The organism is Microcystis sp. M061S2, assembly GCF_020245605.1.
GTDB lineage: Bacteria > Cyanobacteriota > Cyanobacteriia > Cyanobacteriales > Microcystaceae > Microcystis.
This window is the reverse complement of the sequence record NZ_JADBUP010000120.1, coordinates 13,048-35,424: the sequence shown is the minus strand read 5'-3', so window position 1 is coordinate 35,424 and position 22,377 is coordinate 13,048. Positions and strand designations below refer to the sequence as shown.

The following is a 22,377-nucleotide window of genomic DNA, read 5'->3' as shown; positions in this document are numbered from 1 at the left end:
GCTCTTCTAGGTTCTGTGTGATAAGTTTAACTTACATAGGATCGATCTTTGTGTCCTCTGTGTCTGGAGTGGTTCCCTCCACTCCCTCGCCAGCAGGACTGTATCTCAGAATACATTTTACCCACCAAATCCAAAAGAGCCAATCTAGGGGACATGGCTCTTTTCCTGTATAATCAAGTCTTAATTTTATGACTTGCCATTATATTTGAGGAAAATCTATGAGTTGGACAGAAGGATATGTATCGGAAGTTAACTACACTAGCGGCTTTTACGGCGAGTTAAGTCCCCTAAAATTAGGTTTAGCGACTCTGATTAAATCGATTCAACCCCCCGATTCTAGCCAAGAATTCACCTATTGTGAATTGGCCTGTGGTCAGGGTTTTACCACGAATATTTTAGCGGCTACCTATCCCCAGTCCCAATTTTATGCCAATGATTTCAATCCTAGCCATATCGCCACCGCCAGAGATTTAGCGGTCAAGGCGGGAATGAACAATATTCTTTTCTTTGATGATAGTTTTGAGGAATTTTTAGAGCGAGATTTACCTCAATTTGATTTCATCAGTCTGCACGGAATTTATAGCTGGATTAGTGCCAGAAATCGCCAAGCAATAGTTAATTTTATTCGCCGCAATCTCAAGGTGGGGGGATTAGTTTATATCTCCTATAATGCTCTTCCGGGTTGGTCGGCGGCGATGCCGATGCAAGCTTTAATGTTACGTCATGGTCAACACAGTTCCGAACCAATTTTAACTCGCATTGAACAGGCACTTAATTTTACGGGAGAATTATTAGAGGCTAATGCTAGTTATTTTGTCCAAAATCCAATCTTAAAAAGTCGTTACGAGCGCCTAAAGGAACAAAATCGTTATTATTTAGCTCACGAGTATTTCAATCAGGAATGGAATTCTTTTTACTTCGATGAAGTGGCGAAAGAATTAGAGGATGCTAAACTTAAATATGTGGGTTCCGCCCATATTAATGACCATATTGATGCGGTCAATCTCTCCCCAGTTGCCCAAGAAAAATTAGCAAAAATTAGCGACCCAATCTATCGGGAAGTGGTGCGAGATTTCTTTGTTAATAGCCAATTCCGTCGTGATATTTTTAGTCGAGGCTCTTTAGGTTTAACCAGCCAAGAACAGGTTAAACAACTACAAGAAACTCGGTTTGCTCTGATTGTTAATCCCGCAATTATCAAGTTCGAGCATCAGTTTCCCGTGGGAGAAGTTAAGTTACAGGAGACAGTTTATCAGCCAATTTGTCAGGTTTTGGCGGAATCTCCCCAAACTTTACTGCAACTGCAAAATCACCCCAAAACCTCAAATATTAACTTAAATGGTCTTTACCAAGCTCTGATGATTTTAACTGGTATTGGCTATATTCATCCTGCTGTGGATGAGCAAACTTGCCAACAACGGAAACCATCTACTGATGCTTTTAATAATGCAGTGAAAGCGAAAGCAGTCTATAGTGAGGAATTAAGCTTTTTAGCTTCTCCTTTGATTGGGACTGGAGTAGTGGTCAATCGTTTAGAACAATTATTCCTCTTGGCTAAATCCTCTAACCAAGATGCCGTACAATTTGTTTGGAAAAATTTGGCAAGTGAAGGCAAAAAAGTGGTTAAGGATGGGAAAACTTTGGAAACAGAGGAGGAGAATATTGCTCATCTGAAAACAGTGTACGAGGAGTTTAGTCAAGGACGTTTACTAACATTGCAAAAACTGGGTATTGAATAGATAAGGAAAATCAGGGGCTCTCCCAGGTTTGGTGGGTAAAATGTATTCTAAGATACAGTCTTGCATCCCAGTGAGTGGAAGGAACCACAGAGACACAAAGGACACAGAGATCGATCACTACTATATAAGTTAAACTTATCACACAAAGAAGAGGAGAGCCAATCAGGCTCCCTATCTTTCTTCACATCCCCGTCCAATGCACGCTTGCGGTGATAATGGCGACACGACGATCACTCTTGGTACGACATCTAGAAAACACAAAATAAGCATCTTGTCAAGGGGTCTGTAAAAATTATTTACCAACTGGCGAAAGAAGGACTGTCCAGTGCTAAAGCGATGATTGCGGCGGTAGTCGTCAAAAATAGGATGTGGAGTCAGCTATTAGCTATTTTGCCCCCTATTATCGCCGATAATAGCAAGTCTGACAATTTATCTCAGCCTCACCTGGCCACGGCTGAACCCTCGTAGAAGTTGGACAAGGGGCAAAGTTTAATAGGGAATCACTGAATAGGCCGCCAGCTTGTTAGAGTATTGGGAGTAATTTTGAGCGAGCGATGATACTACAGCCTTTCCTTTCTTCCGCTTGGAGTTTTAATCTTCCCCTGTTAGCCTCGGCAGCTACAGCCGAAACTGCCGATAGTGCCTTAGTTTTAGCCTGCGTGCTGCTGAGTTTGACCGTTATTTATTTCGCCTGTAAACTGGGGGGGGAAATATGCGTCCGATTCAACTTGCCCCCCGTGCTAGGAGAATTAGTCGGTGGCGTGATCATCGGGGTTTCTGCGCTAAAATTACTGGTTTTTCCAGAAGGAGGAGCGGGATTCGAGGATTCTCTCCTAATTCACTTCCTACAATCCACGTCATCCCTCACCCCAGAGGAATCTCCCGCCGTTTTTAGTGCTGCCAGTGAGGTAATTTCCGTCCTCTCGGAATTGGGGGTAATTATCCTGCTGTTCGAGATCGGTTTAGAGTCGGACTTGCAGGAATTAATTCGCGTCGGTCCGCAGGCAGCCGTCGTCGCAGTGGTGGGAGTTGCGGTTCCCTTTTTGGTGGGTACTTTGGGTTTAATCTATATCTTTCATCTGGCCACCATTCCCGCTATTTTTGCCGGCGCAGCTTTAACCGCTACCAGTATCGGCATTACCGCCAAGGTTTTAGCAGAAATAGGGCAGTTATCGGCGAAAGAAGGTCAAATTATCATCGGGGCAGCGGTTCTCGATGATATTCTCGGTATTATCGTTCTCGCTGTCGTTGCTTCTTTGGTGAAGACCGGAGAAGTGCAAATTAGCAAAGTAATTTATCTAGTTATTAGTTCTAGCGCTTTTGTGATCGGGGCGATCCTGATCGGTCGTTTTTTAAGCCCCTTTTACGTTCAATTAGTTAATAGCATGAAAACTAGGGGACAATTGCTCTTAGTTTCCCTAATTTTCGCCTTTATTCTTGCCTATATTGCCCAAGTTATCCAATTAGAAGCGATTCTCGGTTCCTTTGCTGCCGGCCTGGTCTTAGGGGAAACGGAAAAGCGATCGGAATTGGCAGAACAAGTGTTCCCGATCGCCGATTTATTTGTACCGATATTTTTCGTCTGTGTGGGGGCAAAAACCGATTTAAGTGTCCTTAATCCCGCTATTCCCACTAATCGAGAAGGATTAGTCTTGGCCGCTTTCTTAATTGTCGTCGCTATTTTGGGTAAAGTGGTGACGGGGTTAGCCGTTTTCAGCAAGGAAAAACTCAATCGCTTGGCGATCGGAGTTGGCATGATTCCCCGGGGTGAAGTGGGTTTAGTCTTTGCCGGAGTCGGGGCTGCTAGTGGCGCTTTATCCCCCGCTGCCGATGCGGCCATTATTATGATGGTGATCTTGACTACCTTTATCGCTCCGCCCCTGTTAAGGTTAGTATTTAAAGAACCTACCGCCAGTCCTCAATCAGTGCTCAGTGATCAGTGAGCACTGAGCAGTTACCAGTGGTAGTGTTAAGTGAGCAGTATTGAATGGCACTAACAGCGCTGTCTTTTCATTGATGACTGATAACTGATAACTGATAACTGATAACTGATAACTGATCAGAAACATAGCAGACCATGCCAACGTCCCATAAGCTTGTTTTTATTGATAGTCATTCTCAGAGCATTAACGGAGCTATGGATGGCAAAAAATCGACAAAATCGTCCATTTTTACCGAAAAAAGGTAATTGATAACTGAGCAACGGGAGCATCGATCGTGAGATTTCATTGGTTATTCCTAAGCGCATTAACTTGGTTGCTGGTGGCGGCCCCTGCTTGGGCAGGCAAGCTCGTCTTTTGGCGATTCGACACCAATGAGAATCGTCTGGTCTTCACCACCGACAATCGAGTGCAACCGCGAGCGCAAATGATTACTAACCCCACTAGGATCGTGATCGATCTGCCCGGGATCAAGTTAGGGCAACCCAATATTAACCGGCCCATTGGCAATATCGTCAGAAGTGTCCGTATTGGTCAATTTGATGCGGAAACTACCCGTTTAGTGATTGAATTAGCCCCAGGCTACACCTTTGATCCTCAACAGGTAAAAATTCGCGGAATTTCGCCCACCCAATGGACAGTGGAATTGCCAGACCCCCAACCGATTCGGGAGGAAACGCAACCACCCGTCACCCCTGACCCCACACCTCCCCCCGATCGCGGTTCCACCCGTCCCACTCCCCCACCTCCAGTTAGCCAGACGGACAACAACGATGATTTTCAGGTCACTCGCAATGGTCTTTTTGTCCGTTTAGAGCAAAATGGTGATGAGCGATCGATCCGCAGTCAACGCAGCCGCGACGGCAAAAAAATCGAATTTGAATTACCCGGGGCCACTTTACCCGGTAGTCTCACCGGTCAAACTATCCCTGTCAATCGCTATGGGGTCGGCGATATTCAATTCAGTCAGACTGCCAATCAACGGGCTAAGATTTCCCTAAGCGTTAATAAAGATAGCCCCGATTGGCAAGCTCTCTATAGTCGTTTTGGTGGCTTGGTTTTACTGCCCAGGGGTGGTCTGGGTTCCGTGGATAATATCTCCTCACCTCCCCCCACTAACGCCACTAATCCCACTCCCCGTCCCAATAATCCCCCCGCGAAAACTGCCAATAATCCCCCTTCTAGCAGTCGTTTGGCCACGATATCCTCGATCGATCTGGCAGGTAATAACGATCGCCTCTTAATTCGCGCGGATTTACCCCTAAAAGCTAACGGCATTGTTAACCGGGATGGTGTCTATGAACTACGCATCGAAAATGCTAAGTTAGCCGAGTCTTTTCGCGGTCCGCGCTTTGGTCGCCATAGTCCTATCTATCAATTGCGGGTACGTCAGGAAAGCGCCAATAAGGTGCTGATTTTGGTACAGACGGCCGCGGGTTTTCAACTGGGACAATTAACTCAAACGGGCAATCAAACCCTAGCCCTAGAATTGCTTTCCTCCCGCAATTCTAGCCCCGTTTCTCAGGTTCCTGACTCCACCACTATACCTGTCCCTTTACCCCCAGATACGGGGCAATTTAACCCACCTCCGCGCCCCTCTAACCCCACTCCTAATCCCCCCCAACAACGCAATAGCCGCTTTCTGGTGGTGATCGATCCGGGCCACGGTGGTAAGGATCCGGGGGCGATCGGAATTGGTGGCCTTCAGGAAAAAAACGTAATTCTGCCCATTTCCCTAGAAGTTACCCGCATCCTGCAACAACAGGGCATCGATGTGCGTCTAACTAGGGATAGCGATTTTTTTGTCACCCTGCAAGGGCGCACGGATCTGGCTAACCGGATTGATGCCGATCTATTTGTCAGTATCCACGCTAACTCTATGGGGAAAGCACGACCGGATGTCAATGGCCTAGAGGTGTATTACTTCGGTGATCGCCGTTTATCGGACACCATCCATCGCAATATTGTCCGCAGTGTCGATATGCGCGATCGGGGGGTGCGTCGGGCCCGTTTCTATGTGCTGAGAACCTCGAAAATGCCCTCTACCCTCGTGGAAGTGGGTTTCGTTACTGGCGCTGAGGATGCTGCTAAATTAGCCAATGCCAACTTTCAACGACAAATGGCGGCGGCGATCGCTGGGGGGATTATTGAATATATTCAACGAAATCTCCGTTAATGATTAAATGATTGGAGCATTAGTTTACCAATCAAAAAATCCGTGTTTTAATATCATCAAATAAAGCTACTTTAGATCAGCGTTTTCCTCGATATCTATGAGAGAATCACAACTTAGTCCGATTGGTGTGTTTGATAGTGGTGTGGGTGGACTGACCGTTTTAAGGGAGTTGTATCGACAACTGCCCCAAGAATCAATTCTCTATTTCGCTGATACCGCTAGACTTCCTTACGGAACCCGTTCTAAAGGGGAAATTATCGAATTTGTCCGGGAAATTCTCACTTGGATGGGCGAGCGCCGGGTGAAAATGGTGATTATGGCCTGTAATACCAGTTCCGCCTTGGCTTTAGAAGAAGTGCGGGCCGAATTTAAAGATTTACCAATTTTGGGGGTAATTTTACCCGGGGCAAAAACTGCCGTTGAAAAAGGAAAGCGCATTGGTGTGATTTCTACCCCGGCTACGGCTAAAAGTAATGCCTATAAACAAGCGATTCAAGAAATCGATCCTACTGCCCAAGTTTGGCAAATTCCCTGTCCCGAATTTGTACCTTTGATCGAGGCTAACCGCATTTTTGACCCCTACACCAAGCAAGTGGCTAGGGAATATCTTCAGCCTTTACTGGCAGAAAATATTGATACTCTGGTCTATGGTTGTACCCATTATCGCCATCTTTCCCCGGTTTTACGTCGTCTTTTACCTAGTTCTGTGCGCTTGGTAGATCCCGCCGCTTCCGTTGTGCGAGCGGCGGAAAAAGAGCTAGAATTATTAGGTATAAAAAATCCCGAAACACCCCTACCTACCAACTTCGCAGTTAGCGGTGATCCTGATACTTTTGCTCGTTTATCTCGTCAATGGCTCGGTTTTTCTCCCGGGGTAGAAAAGGTTTATTTACCCGTCCCTGTTTTATAACCGTTAGCCTTTTCACTGAGCAGTAATCAGTGTGCAGTAATCAGTGAAAAGACAGTAGGAAACTGCTATTTACAGCCTTTCTCGTCAAGGTGAAGCACAGACACTAATAGTTGCTAATCAACTATTTCAGCTGCAAGAACGAACCTCATGTATCTGAGAAACGCTGTAATACTGCTGACTTAAAACTCAAATCTGATCAACTGATAACTGATAACTGATAACTGATAACTGATAACTGATTAGGAGTTGATTTTAGCTTTGTTGGCGATCGATAGTAAGAGGTAGATCACCAGTAGATACACCATTGGTAACACTAAGGTCATGGTAGGCATTGTTTGATTAGGGAGGAGAGAAGATAGTTAAAATTAGGTAGGCTCGATCTTTCCCCATTGATCATTGAATGACTAGCGACGAGAAAACCGGCCAAATCTGCAAACAGATCGAGCTTATCCGTCAGTCACTCTACCAAGGGATAGGGATCGAGTTGGACAGGTAATCGTCTTCGACTCCATTCTTCGCACCAGAAACCGACGAGAAAAAATTCCTCATCTTAACAATTTCTTGGTGAGAACTGGGGGTTAGTTTCTTGCAACTGCCACTATCAACTTAACATAAGTTGTCAAGGACTGGGAAAAAATTTTTTAATATCATTTTTCAAAAGTAATGGCAGAGATGGTTAATTTCCCTCACCCCCAACCCTTCTCCCCTTCTGGGAGAGGGGAGTAAAATACCTGCCAGGAATAAAGAAAAATGATATAAGAAACCCCACAAAAAGTAATGAGAGGAGGGGAATAGCGAGTGCCGATTCAGACGGATTTAGGTGTTGGGTGTTGGGTTTCCCTTTCCCTGAGAATTGAGAGGTTTTCTTGAACATATTTATTCGCTCAACTCAACCTACGAAATTAGACTTTGATTAAGTATTGACTGATTCTAGATGTCTTAAAATCTGTTCTCTTAAATCATCCAAATAATTCTCTACCACATCCCAAACTGTATTAAGGTCAATTCCCCCTAAATAATCATGTACTAAAATATTCCTAAAACCAGAAATATTACGCCAGTCAACATCGGGAATATTTGCCTTTAATTCCTCCGAAAGCCGTTGAGTTGATTCTGCCAAAGTTTGTCAGCGTCTAATGATAGCATCGCTGATCATTGAATTAGCAAAAAACTCCTGTTTTCCTACTTGGAAATACTCCTTAATTTTATCAATACAGTCTAAAATGTATTCAAGATAAACTTGATCTTCATTCATAACTTAATTGCCTCCTTTAAGATTCGCTGTTTAATTAGATGATGAAGGCTTTTTTCAGTTACTACATCCACTTTACACCCTAAGAGAACCTCTAAATCAACTAATAATCCACCTGGAAACCAAGGGGATGTTTTAGCTAAATCATAATCAATTAAAAAATCAATATCACTATTTTCGGTTTCCTCACCTCTAGCAACGGAACCAAATACACGCACATTAAAAGCACCATGTTTGGTGGCAATTTTTAGGATATCCTCTCGTTTGTCTTGTATGAGTTGTTTTAGGGTCATAAAATAACATCCATCCCGAAGGTTTTTAATGAACAATTAACAGACTAGACTAGAAAAAACTAAATACTGATAACTCACCCCCCCACTTATTGCCCTAATTGCTGCAAAAATTGCATCACCTTTTCATCAGTTGCCATATTATTCTGTTGGTGGAATAATATAGCTGCTTGTTATAGATCAATTTTTGCTTTTTCGGTTTGTTTTAATTTGGCATATAAAAGACCACGACTACGGACTTTATGAACGGTGGCTAAATAAGTAATCATTGATTTCTCATTTCAGGTTCGCATTAGATTATATTCTTCGCGGATTGATGAAGTTAGAGATTCCAATAAGATTAATTTTTCCTCAATTGACAGGTTTTTTCCTTGTTTAATTAATGTTTGTAAAGGCATTTTTTTTAAATCAAATTCAGGCACAAGTAGAGCCAATTCTTGTGTTTGTTGATTTTGTAAATCAGTAATTAATTCTTGTAAAAATAAAGAATCATTACTTAAGTCCGAAATTTCATCTTCATAGTTTTCGCGAGCTTCTATTTGTTGAATACGGTCACTATAATTTTTGAGAAGGGATTCGAGAGCTTCGATAATAAATTGGATGTCTTTAAATGATAGAGTTTTCATAGTTTACCTCAACTTACACGATAAAAAAATTCACCAATTACCCTTAAAGCTTGTTGATAGGTTTCTATTGACATGGGAAATAAGGGTTTCCATAACCAGTGATTACCTCGATCATTAATTAATTCTAGCTCACTGGGAATAGAAATTCCCCGATCTAGTTTCCACCAGTTGTTTCCTATTCCCTGAACGGAAAAGGTCGAAATTCCCCCAGGTGTTTGTCCATCGACAAGGGTTTCTTTTACCCATATTTGCCCATTATTTTCATAGATGGCAATATTTTTGTTAGGACGAACATGATCGATTCTGGGAGATGTAGCATTACCTCTACGGTATAAATCAACGGGTGTTTTTATCATTTGTCACCTCCCTAATTCGCGTAAAATCTGCATCACCTTTTCATAAGTTGCCATATTATTCTGTTGGGGGAATATTACTGATCATTGATCACTGATAACTGAAATGTTGGGTTTCCCTTTCCCTGAGAATTGAGAGGTTTTATTTAACATATTTATTCGCTCAACCCAACCTAGAAAACTACTACAGTTGCGAGAACAGTTTTCGAGCATCGGCGATGATTTTATCACCCCAGAGATTTTTTTGCAGGGTTTCAACCTGAGCAAATTCAGGGTCGATTGTAAGCGCACTTTTAGCAAGTTTGATCGCTTTCTCCGTATTGCCTTGACGGTAGAGAGTAACAGCGAGAGCCAGTTGATTTTCGGCAGATTGGGGGTTAATTTCCAGACTTTTTTGAAATTGGCTACTGGCCAAATTTAGATCGCCTTGTTCGTAATAAATTAAGCCAATATTGGTAATCGCAATCAGATTTTTTTCGTCCAGTTCGAGAACTTTTTGATAGTCTTGGAGAGCTTCGGGATAGCGTTTCTGTCTTTTGTAAATGTCTCCCCGGAAACTATAAGAGTCCTTGAGCTTGGGATCGAGAATGATCGCCTGATTAAAATCCGCTAGAGCTAAATCCCATTTTTGAGTTTTATAGTAAAGGGTTCCTCGCGTAGAGTAAAATGAAGCATTATCCGGCTTAAGTTTGATCGCCTGATTAAAATCCGCTAGAGCTAAATCCCATTTTTGAGTTTGATAGTAAAGCATTCCTCGCGTAAAGTAAAACGAAGCATCGTCTGGCTTAAGCTCGATCGCCTGATTAAAATCCGCTAGAGCTAAATCCCATTTTTGCCATTCTAGGTACTTGAGGCCGCGTGCGACGTAGGCATTGGGAAATTGCTTGATCTCGATAACTTTCGTGATATCTGCAATCGCTAAATCCCATTTCTTTTGTTGATCATAAATAATATAACGTTGTAAATAAGCCGACCAGTATTTCGGATCGAGTTCGATCGCCCGACTGTAATCAGCTAAGGCGATATCCGATTTTTGCTGTTGTCGGTAAATTTCCCCACGGTTGTAATACAGTTCTGCATCGTTACTATTAAGCTCGATCGCCTTGTTATAATCGGCGAGGGCGAGATCGAATTGATTTTGATGGCGATAAATATCTCCCCGATAGCGATAGGCTAACTCGAAATAAGGATTAATTCGGATCGCTTGGCTTAAATCGGTGAGGGCCAGATCCCATTCTTTTCGATCCCAGTATAAAATTGCTCTAACTCCGTAAGCGAATTCGGGGTTTGGCGAGAGTTCGATCGCCTTGTTAAAATCAGCGAGGGCCAGAGCCAACTTTTGTTGTTGAAAATAAACATTTCCTCGACCGACATAACCAGTAAAATTACCGAGTTCGATCGCCTTGTTCAAATCGGCGAGAGCGAGATCCCACTTTTTCTGGTTAATGTAAAGACTTCCCCGCAACTGGTAACCGTTGCCGGAATTCGGATCGAGTTCGAGCGCTTTATTAAAATCCGCTAGGGCCAAGTCCCATTCTTGCCGCTCCGTATAGAATTGCCCGCGAGTCTCGTAACCCAGGCCGGAATTCGGATCGAGTTCGATTCCTTTCTGATAATCCGCCAGAGCTAAATCCCATTTTTGCCATTTTTCGTAAGCGAAACCGCGCATTAAATAGGTGACAACGGAATAGGGATTAATTTCGATCGTTTTTGTGAGATCGGCGATCGCTAACTCCTCTTCACTTTGAAAAATATAAAAAATACCTCTCATTTCATAAGAGTTAGGATCATTAGGATCGATGGTAATTGCTTTGTTAAAATCCGCTAGAGCTAAATCCCATTGTTTTCGCTCCGTGTAAAAAATTCCCCGGGACCGGTAGGCTGCCGCGAAATTAGCATCGATCTCGATGGCTCGGTTATAATCAGCCAGGGCTAAATCCCATTCTTTCCGCTCTTCGTACACATCGGCGCGAGCTATATAAGCCCTAGAGTTATTCGGATTCAACGTCAGAGCTTGATTATAATCAGCTAAAGCGAGATCCCATTTTTTTAGGTCCTTGTATATATTCCCGCGATTGCTATACCAACTGGAGCGAGGAGCGATTTCTATAGCGCGGTTAATCGCTGCTAAGGCTCGATCGTAACGTTTTACGTTTTGTAGTGCCGACGATAGACTATTGTAATAGTTGGGATTCTGGGGAGAGATTTTGATCGCTTGTTCAAAACTATCGATCGCTTTTTCGGATTGATTCACCTGCTTATAAAATACACCCTGATAATTTAAAATTTCCGCGTGAAATTCCGAACCTTTCTCGCGAGCGGGTAGGGTGGCGAGGGCTTGATCGAGGGCTTTGATCGCTTCCCGAGCTTTGTATTTGCGCCCGTAAACTCTTGCCTTACCGTACCAAGCTAAATAGGTGTATTCGGGATTGTTTAATTGTATCGCCTGATCGAAGGCTTGCAGGGCCCGCTCGTCTTTTTTCAAGCGCCAGAGTTGATTTCCCCGCTCGATCCAGATGTCTGCGGAGGCGTTGGTTTCCGGTATCTCTACACTGACAAGAGTGCGATCGATCTCCTGCTGTTGTTGTGCTGTTAACTGGGGTTGAGCGGTAACGAAAGAAGATAATTTAACTCGAAATTTTTCCTGTAAACCGATAAAACTACTAATCGGAATCCCTAAGCTAAAACCTAGCTGAATTTTACCCTTAACCCCCTCAGAGCGCCCGTGAATACCGATCACCTGTCCTGCAGCGTTTAAGACTGGACCGCCGCTCATACCGCCGAAGGTAATACTGGTATAGACCATATCGTAACCGCCGCTCAGGGAACTAACTCTGATCGATGCCCCACTTTGGGTAATCGTAAAATCACTCTGTCGCGTGGCGAGAAGTCCTTCCTCCTGACTTTTCACTGCACCGCCGCTAAAAAGCCATCCCGCTCGTTTATCGCCGATTTTGGGAAATCCCGCCACAAAAACGGGACTCTCTCGATTGGGGCTATAGTTGGCGATTTCTGCGACCGGATAATTCTCGTTACTCTCGAAGGTAAAAATGGCCAGATCGACCCCTTCCTGTCGAATAATGGTTTTTCGGTCGAGGGGAAGGGTTTTGCCGTCGCTGGTGGTGAGGGTATAGGTGTAATCGGCACAGGTTTTCTCCTCGGCGATTTTCTCACAGAGGACATGATCGGCGGTTAATACGGTGTAGGTTTTTCCCTGTTGGGCGATAATTGCGCCGCTACCGTTGGCCTGACTGCTACTATCGATCCGGACGGTGAAACCCTTCGCTTTTATTTCTAATTGGGCGATATAGCCAGTATAGGTGGGGTTTTCGATGCCCGGTGAGCTTTTCGGTAAGGGTAATTGGTACGCGGTCAGGATTTCGGGACGGATGTAGGTTAATAGGGTATTGATGGAAATGCCCCAATTAACCGCTCTCATCTGTTGGATTTCCGCGTCTGTGGGTTTTGTACCGTCCTCGTAGATGTAGTTAGAGAGAATCGGATGGGCCGATCGCCCGTTAAGGCCGATTAACTCATCCTCGAAAAAGATACCACCGCCGCTCATTCCCTGCACGATATCGCCACTATAACCGACGCTGTAGCCTTCCAGGAGGGGTCGATCGCTTGTTTGTTCAATTTTCCCGTTATCGGTGGTGTACTGCCCCGTTTCTGCGGAATAACCGGTTACAGTGATATCTAGTTCCGTTTCCAGGGGAATGGCACTGATTTTAGCGATCGGATAATTCCTGGTATCGCTAAACTCCACCAGGGCCAGATCCTTATCTTCCAAAAGGGAATTCGGCGCGATCGAGGCTGTGCGGGTTTGGCCGTCGTGGGTTTGGATCTGTAGGGTTTTCGCGCCGCGGATAACGTGAGCGTTGGTCAAAACGAGGTATATACTGCCTTTTTTCCCGATAATGATTCCCGATCCCCGATTTATCTCGCTAGTAATCTTAACGGTGACTTGACGGATCGATCGCTCGATCTGCGCGTTTGGGCTGTCTTCCGCCACGATCGCCGGAGCAGAGAAAGGGGATAGCGCTTTAACCGGTACGACGGGCAGAAGTAGGAGGCTTAGGAGTAGGGGAAAGGGTTTCAACATGGTTATTATGGGGAAATTCGGGATAAAACAGCGAAAATTCTAGCGGGTGGGAACGCAATTATTTTGCGGGCCAGCCGATCTCGTACCACAGGGTGCGTCGCGATCGGCGAGTGGTGCTTTGGCGAAAAACTCCGTCATCGAGATATAGGTTTTATCTCCGGAATTCTGGAGGAGCATATCCGAGCTTTTCCCCTCTAGGATGTCCATGAGTTGTTGCAAGACTAAATCTGGATTATCGTGGGGTTTAAGGGTAAAAAGTTGGCTATTACCATCGCAGGGATCGCCGGATCGTGAAACGCTGCAGATGATCGGGTATCCCTTCGCCCGGCCGGTGGTGAGATAGTTAAAACGCCCTTGATTATATGCTTCCTGGAATTTTTTCGTGACTTCCTCGCAACGAACCGGGGAACGTTTGGAGAAATATTCCGATTTCCAGCCGATAATCCGCACATTGCCGCTTCTTTGGGGAATCCAAGCGAGGGTAGCGGGGATTTTTCCTCCCGATGCGCGATCGAACACCTCTTTACAGAAGAAGGTGACGCCATTCGGGGTGGTCGATTGGCTGAAACCGGGGGCGATACCACCGAGGAGGACAGTGGCGAGGAGGCCGACGCAAGCGAGACGGTGGGAAATATATCTAGAGTTCATAGGGATAGTTACTCAGAAAATAGGGATTAGAATCGTGATTAGGGTCAAAATGGGATTATTTAAGGGTTAGCGGCGGCGTTGAGGGTGTAGCGACCCGATTCACCCCCTTCGCGAGAGGTAGCCACTAGGATATAAACTCCATCGGCAGGTAATTCGGTTACGAGTCGAGCGTTAAAATCCCCGGGGGCGCGATCGACGCGCTGGTCACTACGGGCGACCTCTGGGTATTTTGTCCCCTCGGAAGATTGGAGAACGCGATAGAGGACAAGATAGGGAGCGATCTCGTTGCTGTTCATATCCAGAACGATTTTCTGTCCGGCACGACCCTCGAACCCGTAATATTGTTGGTTTTTGTCTTTGGTCAAGTTGCCTTGAACGGTCTGACCGTTAAGAGGGAGGGCGAGTAACTGTATCCGATCGTCCTGTCCTAATGTTGAGACGGTGGAGACATCACCTGTTTTAACTGCGGTGAGGAAAGCTTGCAGGCGATCGAGGGAAACGGCGAAATTAATGCCGCTCTGGGTAAGGCCGATCGGGTTTCCCGCACCGTCGTAAACGTAACTCCCGATATCGCCTGCGACGTTAACCCCCACCACTTCCCCCCGTGAATTCAAAAGCGGCCCGCCGGAATTGCCTTTGTTGATATTAGCGTTGTGTTGCACAATGCCTTTTTCGGGGTCGAGACGGCTGATAATGCCCTGGGTGAGGGTGTTTTGATAGTCCTCGTTTAAGGGTGTGCCGATGGCGAAAACGCTTTCGCCGACTTTGGCGGAGTTCGGACGGGCGAGGGGAAGATAGGGCAGGTTTTGGCGGTTATAAATCCGCAGGACGGCCAGATCCACGCCATTTTTAGCGAAGCCGATCACGTCTGCCGAGGCCTGCTGTCCGTTGGAAAATTTCACTGTCACCACCCGCGGTCCGTCCGCAACAACGTGGGCGTTGGTAATGATGATACCGTCGGGACTGACGAGAAAGCCGCTACCGTGGCCGCTGCCATTTTTGACGGTGACGACGGCGGGGCTGGCTTTCTGATAGACTCTAGAAGCGGTCTGCTCCTGCGCGAGGATGGGTGGAATGTTTTCCATCAGGAAGCCTCCGGGTTGAACGAGTAGGCCAGTGGTGGCCAGTAGCACCGATAGGGTGAAAGTAATTGGTTTCATCGGGTTGGCTCCTCTTTAGTCGAGGGATACTTGCAAGGATGTTATCGTTGGTTTTTTCCCAATTATGCGATCAAGTTTTAAGTCCTCAGGTTGCTTTTTTCACAAAAGTTTAGAGGGGGAGAGCGATCGCTCTCCCTTGCAACTTACGCACCTATCTGCCGTAGTGCTTCTATGGCGCTGTTGTACATTTCTGTGTTTCCCTGCTGGCGAAATAATTCGGCGGCCGTTGTTAGATCGGCGATCGCATTTTGTCTCTGGTTAAATGCGAGATGGACGTATCCGCGGAAATGGTAAGCGTAGGCAGCGCGGGGGTTTAGTCGGATCGCGGTGTTCAGGTCTTGAAACGCCGGCCGCCATTGTTCGCGAATCGTGTAAATCATGCCCCGACCGAGGTAAGCTTCGGTATAGTCCGGATCGAGTTCGATCGCTCTGGTGAATTGAGCGAGGGCGAGATCATATTTTTCCTGTTGGATGTAGTTAATTCCCCGGTTAAAGTGGGCGATCGCTTCTTTGTAGTTCGCTTGAGCGATCCGGGTTTCGACTGGTTGTCGGCTCTCTAGGGCGATGACGGGGCGAACAGTGGCGAGGGTGGAGAGGCCGATTAGACTGACGGTGGTGAGAAGGGCAAAGGATTTCATGGCTAGTTCCTCGGTGAGGGTGATTTGAACTTCTACCTAATTCATCGGTTGTTTTTTTGGGAATATGCAGGATAGGGCAATCAATTTTTTTTCCTTTCGGATACAAAAGGAAAAAGCGCGGCAATCGGCATCGCTTTGTTATCATTTAGTGAAAAATACTTGTTTTTTTTGATGCAATATGGTAAGCAAATCCCCGACGATTACTGATGCGGAATTAATTCGCCTCAGTTGTCAGAACCCGGAATTACGCTTTGAACGCAATGCAGATGGAACCTTAGTCACTATGGCACCGATCGGAAGTATTTCGGCGAATCGAGAAGTAAAAGCGATAACCCGTCTGGCGATTTGGGTTGAACAAAACCAATTAGGGGAAGTCTTTAGTTCTAGCGGCGGTTTTAAGCTGGCTAATAGCGCGGTACGCTCTCCTGATGTGGCTTTTGTCGCTAAAGAGCGTTTACCGTCTGGGTGGCAGCAAAGGGAAGATGAGTTTCTCGATCTCGCGCCAGATTTCGTGATCGAGATCCGTTCTAAAACCGATAGTTTAAGCAAGTTAAAGCGGAAAATGGCAGAGTATCGGGAGAACGGGGTTAAGTTAGGCTGGTTAATTGATCGCCAGAATCAACAGGCTTTTGTCTACCGTCAGGATGGTACGATTACCTGTTATCCCGCCAACGCGATTTTAAGCGGGGAGGATGTGGTTCCGGGGTTCACTTTGGCACTGGAAATCTTGCTCTAAGAGCGATCGCCATTTTTAAAATCCTACAGTAACCTGAGTTCGCGATAAGGAAAAAGACGGGTAGTAAAGCGAATAGAAGTTAATGTTTGGGCATAATCGCGGATATTCTCTGACCACATTTCTGAAAAATTAGCCGATTCTCACCGTAAAATCTTCTCTAAAACTGGATCGCCCCATCCCTGTTGTAAGGCCACTAAACTCATCTCAAAATCGGCATTCCATATCTTCTAAATCATCCCATTCCTCGATACAGGCGCTAATAATTGCTTCTAAAATAGTGATCGCATTATCTGGTTCTCCCTTTTGATAATAATCTTGGGCCTCATCCACTAGGGCGTAAATTTCATTAGAAATTGGCTCTTCTTCGTAGTAATCTTCTTCGATCGCTCGCAGGAATTGCCGCAGTTGATTACGGACAGTATTACGATAAGTTTTGATATTAATAGTTATCTTTCCTACCGCTTTATTAAGTGGGGTAGCTGGCACTAAAAACTTATCAATTGTCTCGATAATTTCTGGGTGTTTAGCCACTAAATGATTAAGCAATTTTCTTAATTTACTTTCATTGATCGGTGTCAATAACTCCTCTAGAGAGGCTTTTTTGATAATTAATTATAGTTGACGAGAACAGGTTAATAAAACCGCCAGAATATGCTTACACCAACCCTCGTAATCGTAGGGACAGGAACAGGAGACATTCTCAAGATTATCTTGGTTAAAATCCATGACAACTCGATAGGGTTTAACCTCACTACCATTCACTAAAGCTTGCAGATTTTGCCCCCGTTGCCAAAGAGAAATAACTGCACCGCTGTCGTAATAATATTGACCGCGCTGATAGGAAGCATTGGTGCTATTTTGCTGGATAATTTTTTCCCTGATAGGAGGAATAGTCATAGTCAGCAAAGGAGAGGACTGAGTGATAAAATCTTGTCTGTGTTAAGAAAACGGCCAGCACCGAGGCAGACCACTGCATCAGCAACCGAGTCAACTTATCTTCAGTTTAGCCTAAATGTGCTATAGTGAAGACAGTATGGAAATTAAAAACATTCCTCTGTCCCAAATTCGTCGTCCTTTACCGCGACAAACCGATCCCGAAAAAGTTAATCAGTTGATGCAATCGATCGCTGAGGAGGGATTACGAGAACCGATCGATGTTTTGGAGGTGGATGGTAACTACTACGGTTTTTCCGGTTGCCATCGCTTTGCCGCTCATCAGCGTCTCGGTAAAGAAACAATTCTCTGTCGAGTTCGTCGCGCTCCTAAATCCGTTTTAGCTAAACACATCGCTTAAGCTGAGAAGTCCCATGAATGAGTCCTTATATAAATATCATCGGCAAAAATTAGAGCAGTTAATGGCAGAAATTGGCTGTAAAAATCTGGAAGAATTGAGTCAGTTATCGGGTCTATCTTCTTGGCAATTGCAGAGAGTTTGCCATGGTTTAATCGCCAAATTATCCTCTGAATCTTTGGTGAAATTAGCTAATGCGATGCAGCTGCCAGTTAGCGATCTCCTCGCTCATTTTCAAATCCCGACGATGGGGACAGAGGATCGTTCAGGGGAATTAAAAATTCTCGAACAAGAATATCAAAATTTACAGCAAAAATTAGACAAGCAAAAAGAAGAATTAGCCGCAGAATTTCAACGTCAAAGCATCGAAGCGATCGAATCTTGGTTAGTTCAATGGCCCACGGCCGAGGCCGTTGCCCGCAAAAATCCCGACCTAGCAGCCGTCAAAATCCTCTCCCTAGTTAAACCGATTATGCAGTTACTGGAGCGCTGGGGAGTGCAACCAATTGACAGTGTCGGTGATCATGTTAGTTATGATCCGCAAATCCATCAATTGATCGATGGTCAAGCAGCAATCGGTACACCCGTTTTAGTTCGTTATCGGGGCTATCGTCATGGGGAAAAACTACTTTATCGTGCTAGAGTGAGTTTAATTAAAGTAGAAATGCCGGAAATTCAACCAGCAGAAACAGAAAATGTCAGCGCTTAAAGTGATAATTCTTGCAGAGCTTTAGTGCTGTGAAAAATTCCTCCGTGGTCTGCTTTTATCGAAAAAATCGGGTCTAAAACCTCGCCTTAAGGCGAAAAGTTTTTGGAGCGGGGCATAAATCCCCATTACAAAACTAATGGCTACTTGATAACCGCCCCCTGAACGGTTAAAATAAGATTATGGGTGATTCGGAGAAAAAAATATGTCAACGCCCTACGATAACTGTTTTGACCACATTACTGATCGTCCAACTAAATTCTGTTCGCCAGCAATGGTTACAGATGGTTTGCGGAGGTTTATTTGTTGCCGATGTTAGGATACTACTATTAGCGACGCTTAAGCGAAACCCAACCACACTAATGTCGTTAAGAATGTTGGGTTTCTAACTGGGATTGGTGCGTTACGCTAACGAAGATCGCACCCTACACGCTACACTCAAGATTAAGAAGGAAACCGAGCAAAAAGTAATGAGAGGGTTGTTTTAAGTTTGTATTTGTGCTACTTTGAAAACATGAAAGCAACGATCCGAAACGTTAAAATTAGCGAGATTCCCACAGCGATCGAGCAGTTAGGCTTATCCGCTCATGCGTGTGTCGATTTCACCATCGAGAATCATGAGATGACGGGGAACGAACAGGAAGAAACCACCCAAGCCTTGATGGAAGTGGTGAATGAAATTCGTGCTTATGCCAAGAGTCAGGGATTGACTGATGAGAAGTTGGAAGAGCTTTTAGTAGATGAATCGTGAACCCATTGTTATCGATACGAACGTCTTTATAAGCTTCGCCTTAAGCAGTACGACAACACCAGCTTTGGCTGTAGAATACGCGATTAATAACTTTATTATTCTGCAAAGTCCCGCAACCATAGGCGAGTTGGTCACAAAACTTCTTCTCCCAAAGTTCGAGAGGTACATTACACTGGAGCAGCGCCGACAACTGCTAGTAAGAATTTTGGAAATTTCGCTGCTGATTAGACCTACTGACCACACTGAAATTTGCCGAGATCGAGACGATAACAAATTCCTAAATCTGGCAACCAGTGGGGAAGCACGCTATCTCATTACTGGTGACAATGATTTGCTTATACTGCAACGCTATGGGAAAACAGAGATCGTTACACCAAGGGAATTTTTAAAAATTGTTCGGCGGTGAAGTACAAAAAATCCAGTTTGAGTGAGATGATCGAAAGAACAACATCGATATGGAAAAACACGGGATAGACTTTAATTTTGCCAAGACAAGTGACTTAAGCAGTAGGTTGGGTTGAGCAATAATAACTTTTGTCTGTCAAATATTAGTGACGCTTGAGCGAAACCCAACCACACCAATGTCATCAATAATGTTGGGTTTCTAACTGGGATTGGTGCGTTACGCTAACGCTAACTTTTATCTCATCGGTAAAGATTGCAATCCAAAACAGAGACCTTGACAGACTCTTGTTAGGAAATTTAAGTCCAAAGTAGCGATTGTATCCTGAGAACTATGATAATAGGGATTACGCATATTAGCCGTATCTGTCACCATAATTGCCGAATAACCGCGACTCCAAAAAGGAGAATGATCGCTGCGTCGAGTATCGGGGACGATATAACCTCCAAAAATTACGGGCAACCACTCGCAGGGAGTCTGATTTTCCCGCAGGACTCGACTGAGAAAATTTAAATCCTTGCGGGTTTTGAGATTGCCAATCAAAGCGATAAAATCCCCAGTGTTGGGGTAAAAATATTCTAGAAAAGCTGGATATTTTTGAGAATGGGGATTTTTATCACAGTAACCGAGCATTTCTAAGGATAACATTAACCTTAAATCCTGCTTAGTTTGTTTTAATTTTTCTGCGTAGGCAATGCTCCCCAGTAATCCGTATTCTTCTAGATCGAAGGCAATTAAACGAATTGGATAATTAGCCTGATTCTCCCCAAAAAACCTCGCTAATTCTAATAATACCGCTAATCCCGTGGCGTTATCGTCAGCCCCCGGCGACCCTGGCACCGTGTCATAATGAGCGCCAATTAAAATCGGAGGTTTTTGACTGTTGTTAGGCAAATCCAAGATTAAATTTTCGTAAACTTTTCCCTGAAATGAGAAAAAATGTGATTCAACCTTTCCCCAATTGCCTAACTCTTGTCGCAGGTATTCTCGCACATAAAAATGTCCTTGACTAGAGAAAAAAGGGTTTCTTTCTCGGACAATTTGTTCTAGGTGTTGGCTTAAGCGATCGCTAATAAGATCAAACATTGATGGTAGCAGATAATTTAATTAAAAGAGCCAATGGATAGAGAAACTGAGGCAAAAATCGGAGAAAATAATAATTGTTAATTATAAAATATTCTGTGGAGCTAAAATCATGACAAATCTCCAGTGGACTAGCTATGAATGTATCGTTGTTGGGGCAGGATTAGCAGGATTAATCGCTGCGCGTAATCTCCAGAGGCGAGGTCATCAAGTTCTGGTGATCGAAGCGCGAAATCGTTACGGTGGCAGAATGTCTGGTCAATATCTCCCCTCGGGACAGTGGATCGATCGAGGTGGTCAGTGGGTAGGCCCAACCCAAGAGCGTTTTTTAGCCCTCCTTGATGAGTATAAAATACGTCGTTTTCCCTCTCCCAATCAGGGAAAAACCGTCCTAGTCTTTAACAACAAACGCTATGAATTCAATGGTTTTTTTCAAGGTTTCCACGAGGGAGAAGCACCCGATATCGGCGCGGCAGAATGGCAAGATGCGATGTCAGCATGGGCGCGTTTTCAAGAACTAGCCAAAACCCTACCTTCAGGTTATCCCCAAAGCAACGATCACACCAAAAAACTAGACAGTAAAACTTTTGCCCAGTGGATTGAAGAAAACACCAGCACAGATTTTGGTCAATGGTATTTTGCTTATATGGCCCGTGCAGTGGGTTTTCTCGGGCCGGCCGAACCCAACCAAGTCTCACTGCTGCACGTTCTTTGGGGACAAAATTGCGCCCCTCAGGGCGAACATCCAGAAGCCGAACTGATCCATGGCGGAGCGGGACAAATTCCCGACAAGATCGCAGCGGAGTTAGGAGAGCGAATTCGACTGGGGGAACCGGTTTTTCGCCTTAATTATGACTCGGCCGGCGTGACCATAGAAACCAGCCAGAACACTTTTACTGCGAAATTTGCCATCATTGCCATGCCGCCCCATCTTGCCGGCCGCATTATTTATCATCCCCCGCTGCCACCCCAGCGAGAACAACTAACCCAACGAGTACCGATGGGATGCTGCGCTAAAATCCTGATTTCCTATGAGCAACCTTTCTGGCGAAAACAGGGACTAGCGGGAGTTGCCCAAGGAAATTGTCAATGGTTGGAACTCTGTGCTGATAGTTCCGATCCTGAAACCGGCGTCGGGGTAATCGCCACCTTTGTGGTTGGCGATCGCTATAACCGTTGGCGCTCGATGAGTGGACCGGCGCGTCGTGCCGCCGTCCTCTCGGATTTATCTATTTATTTCGGTCAAGAGGCTCTTTTCCCGATCAGTTACGATGAGGTGGATTGGCCCGGGGATCCCTGGACTGGTGGAGCCTATGCCGCTTTTATGCCCCCCGGAGTCTGGACAAGTTTCGGCGAGGCTCTTTTTACTCCCGTCGGACCGATTCACTGGGCCGGCACAGAAATGGCCGATCGCTGGCCAGGATTTTTCGAGGGAGCGATCCGCACCGGTGAGGCGGCGGCTGATCGAATCGCCTTCCTTTTGCGGAAAAAATGAGCATCTACAGGGCTAAGACACTTTTTAGGTCAAAAAAGTCATCATAGTCAAGTTTCGGGGCTAATAGGGCAGAAAACT

Annotated in this window: 18 protein-coding genes and 2 pseudogenes; 10 read left to right on the top strand and 10 right to left on the bottom strand. The window is 45.1% G+C overall.

What is annotated here, in order from left to right:
• The first annotated feature begins 218 nt into the window (after positions 1-218).
• From IM475_RS19180 to murI, 4 genes are all read left to right on the top strand, one after another.
• Positions 219-1,739, top strand: coding sequence for a methyltransferase regulatory domain-containing protein (locus IM475_RS19180; RefSeq protein WP_287728760.1), 1,521 nt, complete (start codon positions 219-221; stop codon positions 1,737-1,739).
• Between the two features lie 554 nt (positions 1,740-2,293).
• Positions 2,294-3,682 carry a cation:proton antiporter gene (locus tag IM475_RS19175; protein WP_287657543.1) on the top strand — a complete coding sequence of 463 codons (1,389 nt, stop codon included), beginning with the start codon at positions 2,294-2,296 and terminating at the stop codon, positions 3,680-3,682.
• Between the two features lie 274 nt (positions 3,683-3,956).
• Positions 3,957-5,855: an N-acetylmuramoyl-L-alanine amidase gene (locus IM475_RS19170; RefSeq protein WP_287728759.1), complete on the top strand. Its 1,899-nt coding sequence runs from the start codon at positions 3,957-3,959 to the stop codon at positions 5,853-5,855.
• A gap of 97 nt (positions 5,856-5,952) precedes the next feature.
• Positions 5,953-6,765, top strand: coding sequence for a glutamate racemase (gene murI, locus IM475_RS19165; protein ID WP_287728758.1), 813 nt, complete (start codon positions 5,953-5,955; stop codon positions 6,763-6,765).
• Between the two features lie 913 nt (positions 6,766-7,678).
• Here murI and IM475_RS19160 read toward each other — a convergent pair.
• The 8 genes and pseudogenes from IM475_RS19160 to IM475_RS19120 all read right to left on the bottom strand — a co-directional run bounded on the left by IM475_RS19160 (position 7,679) and on the right by IM475_RS19120 (position 15,834).
• Positions 7,679-8,020 (bottom strand): annotated as a pseudogene (locus IM475_RS19160) (HepT-like ribonuclease domain-containing protein).
• A complete protein-coding gene (locus IM475_RS19155) occupies positions 8,017-8,310 on the bottom strand; it encodes a nucleotidyltransferase family protein (RefSeq protein ID WP_287728757.1) in 294 nt (97 codons plus the stop codon). Before IM475_RS19155 ends, IM475_RS19160 begins: the two are co-directional and overlap by 4 nt.
• A 278-nt stretch (positions 8,311-8,588) precedes the next feature.
• A complete protein-coding gene (locus IM475_RS19145) occupies positions 8,589-8,933 on the bottom strand; it encodes a hypothetical protein (protein ID WP_287728756.1) in 345 nt (114 codons plus the stop codon).
• A gap of 8 nt (positions 8,934-8,941) precedes the next feature.
• A complete protein-coding gene (locus tag IM475_RS19140; protein WP_287728755.1) occupies positions 8,942-9,289 on the bottom strand; it encodes a Tse2 family ADP-ribosyltransferase toxin in 348 nt (115 codons plus the stop codon).
• Between the two features lie 181 nt (positions 9,290-9,470).
• Entirely contained in the window at positions 9,471-13,388 is a 3,918-nt protein-coding gene (locus IM475_RS19135) for a serine protease (RefSeq protein WP_287728754.1), read from the bottom strand.
• A 39-nt stretch (positions 13,389-13,427) separates the two neighbouring features.
• Positions 13,428-14,036, bottom strand: a complete 609-nt coding sequence (locus IM475_RS19130; protein WP_002763038.1) for a COP23 domain-containing protein — start codon at positions 14,034-14,036, stop codon at positions 13,428-13,430.
• 59 nt (positions 14,037-14,095) lie between these two features.
• Positions 14,096-15,196 carry a S1C family serine protease gene (locus IM475_RS19125; RefSeq protein WP_287728753.1) on the bottom strand — a complete coding sequence of 367 codons (1,101 nt, stop codon included), beginning with the start codon at positions 15,194-15,196 and terminating at the stop codon, positions 14,096-14,098.
• A gap of 143 nt (positions 15,197-15,339) precedes the next feature.
• Complete coding sequence (locus tag IM475_RS19120; RefSeq protein ID WP_287728752.1) at positions 15,340-15,834, bottom strand: tetratricopeptide repeat protein; 495 nt, start codon at positions 15,832-15,834, stop codon at positions 15,340-15,342.
• A gap of 178 nt (positions 15,835-16,012) precedes the next feature.
• Between IM475_RS19120 and IM475_RS19115 the strand changes: the two genes are divergently transcribed.
• Positions 16,013-16,570, top strand: a complete 558-nt coding sequence (locus IM475_RS19115) for a Uma2 family endonuclease (protein WP_287658996.1) — start codon at positions 16,013-16,015, stop codon at positions 16,568-16,570.
• A 68-nt stretch (positions 16,571-16,638) separates the two neighbouring features.
• On the opposite strand, the pseudogene IM475_RS23040 reads toward IM475_RS19115, so the two are convergent.
• Positions 16,639-17,467: pseudogene (locus IM475_RS23040) on the bottom strand (SWIM zinc finger family protein); the annotation flags it as partial.
• Positions 17,468-17,582: 115 nt separating this feature from the next.
• Between IM475_RS23040 and IM475_RS19100 the strand changes: the two are divergent.
• The 4 genes from IM475_RS19100 to IM475_RS19085 all read left to right on the top strand — a co-directional run bounded on the left by IM475_RS19100 (position 17,583) and on the right by IM475_RS19085 (position 19,724).
• Positions 17,583-17,864: a ParB N-terminal domain-containing protein gene (locus tag IM475_RS19100; RefSeq protein ID WP_149978081.1), complete on the top strand. Its 282-nt coding sequence runs from the start codon at positions 17,583-17,585 to the stop codon at positions 17,862-17,864.
• Positions 17,865-17,877: 13 nt separating this feature from the next.
• A complete protein-coding gene (locus IM475_RS19095) occupies positions 17,878-18,570 on the top strand; it encodes a helix-turn-helix domain-containing protein (protein WP_287728749.1) in 693 nt (230 codons plus the stop codon).
• Between the two features lie 511 nt (positions 18,571-19,081).
• Positions 19,082-19,318 carry a hypothetical protein gene (locus IM475_RS19090; protein ID WP_002799399.1) on the top strand — a complete coding sequence of 79 codons (237 nt, stop codon included), beginning with the start codon at positions 19,082-19,084 and terminating at the stop codon, positions 19,316-19,318.
• Positions 19,308-19,724 (top strand): putative toxin-antitoxin system toxin component, PIN family, encoded by a 417-nt coding sequence (locus tag IM475_RS19085; protein ID WP_012266738.1) that lies wholly within the window; start codon positions 19,308-19,310, stop codon positions 19,722-19,724. The genes IM475_RS19090 and IM475_RS19085 overlap by 11 nt, the downstream gene beginning before the upstream one ends.
• Positions 19,725-19,958: 234 nt before the next feature.
• Here the strand turns inward: IM475_RS19085 and IM475_RS19080 are convergent, their stop codons facing one another.
• Positions 19,959-20,807, bottom strand: a complete 849-nt coding sequence (locus IM475_RS19080) for a M28 family metallopeptidase (RefSeq protein WP_287728748.1) — start codon at positions 20,805-20,807, stop codon at positions 19,959-19,961.
• A gap of 109 nt (positions 20,808-20,916) precedes the next feature.
• On the opposite strand from IM475_RS19080, the gene IM475_RS19075 reads away from it, so the two are divergent.
• On the top strand, positions 20,917-22,299 hold the full coding sequence (locus IM475_RS19075) for a flavin monoamine oxidase family protein (protein ID WP_287728747.1): 1,383 nt from the start codon (positions 20,917-20,919) through the stop codon (positions 22,297-22,299).
• Positions 22,300-22,377 lie beyond the last annotated feature (78 nt).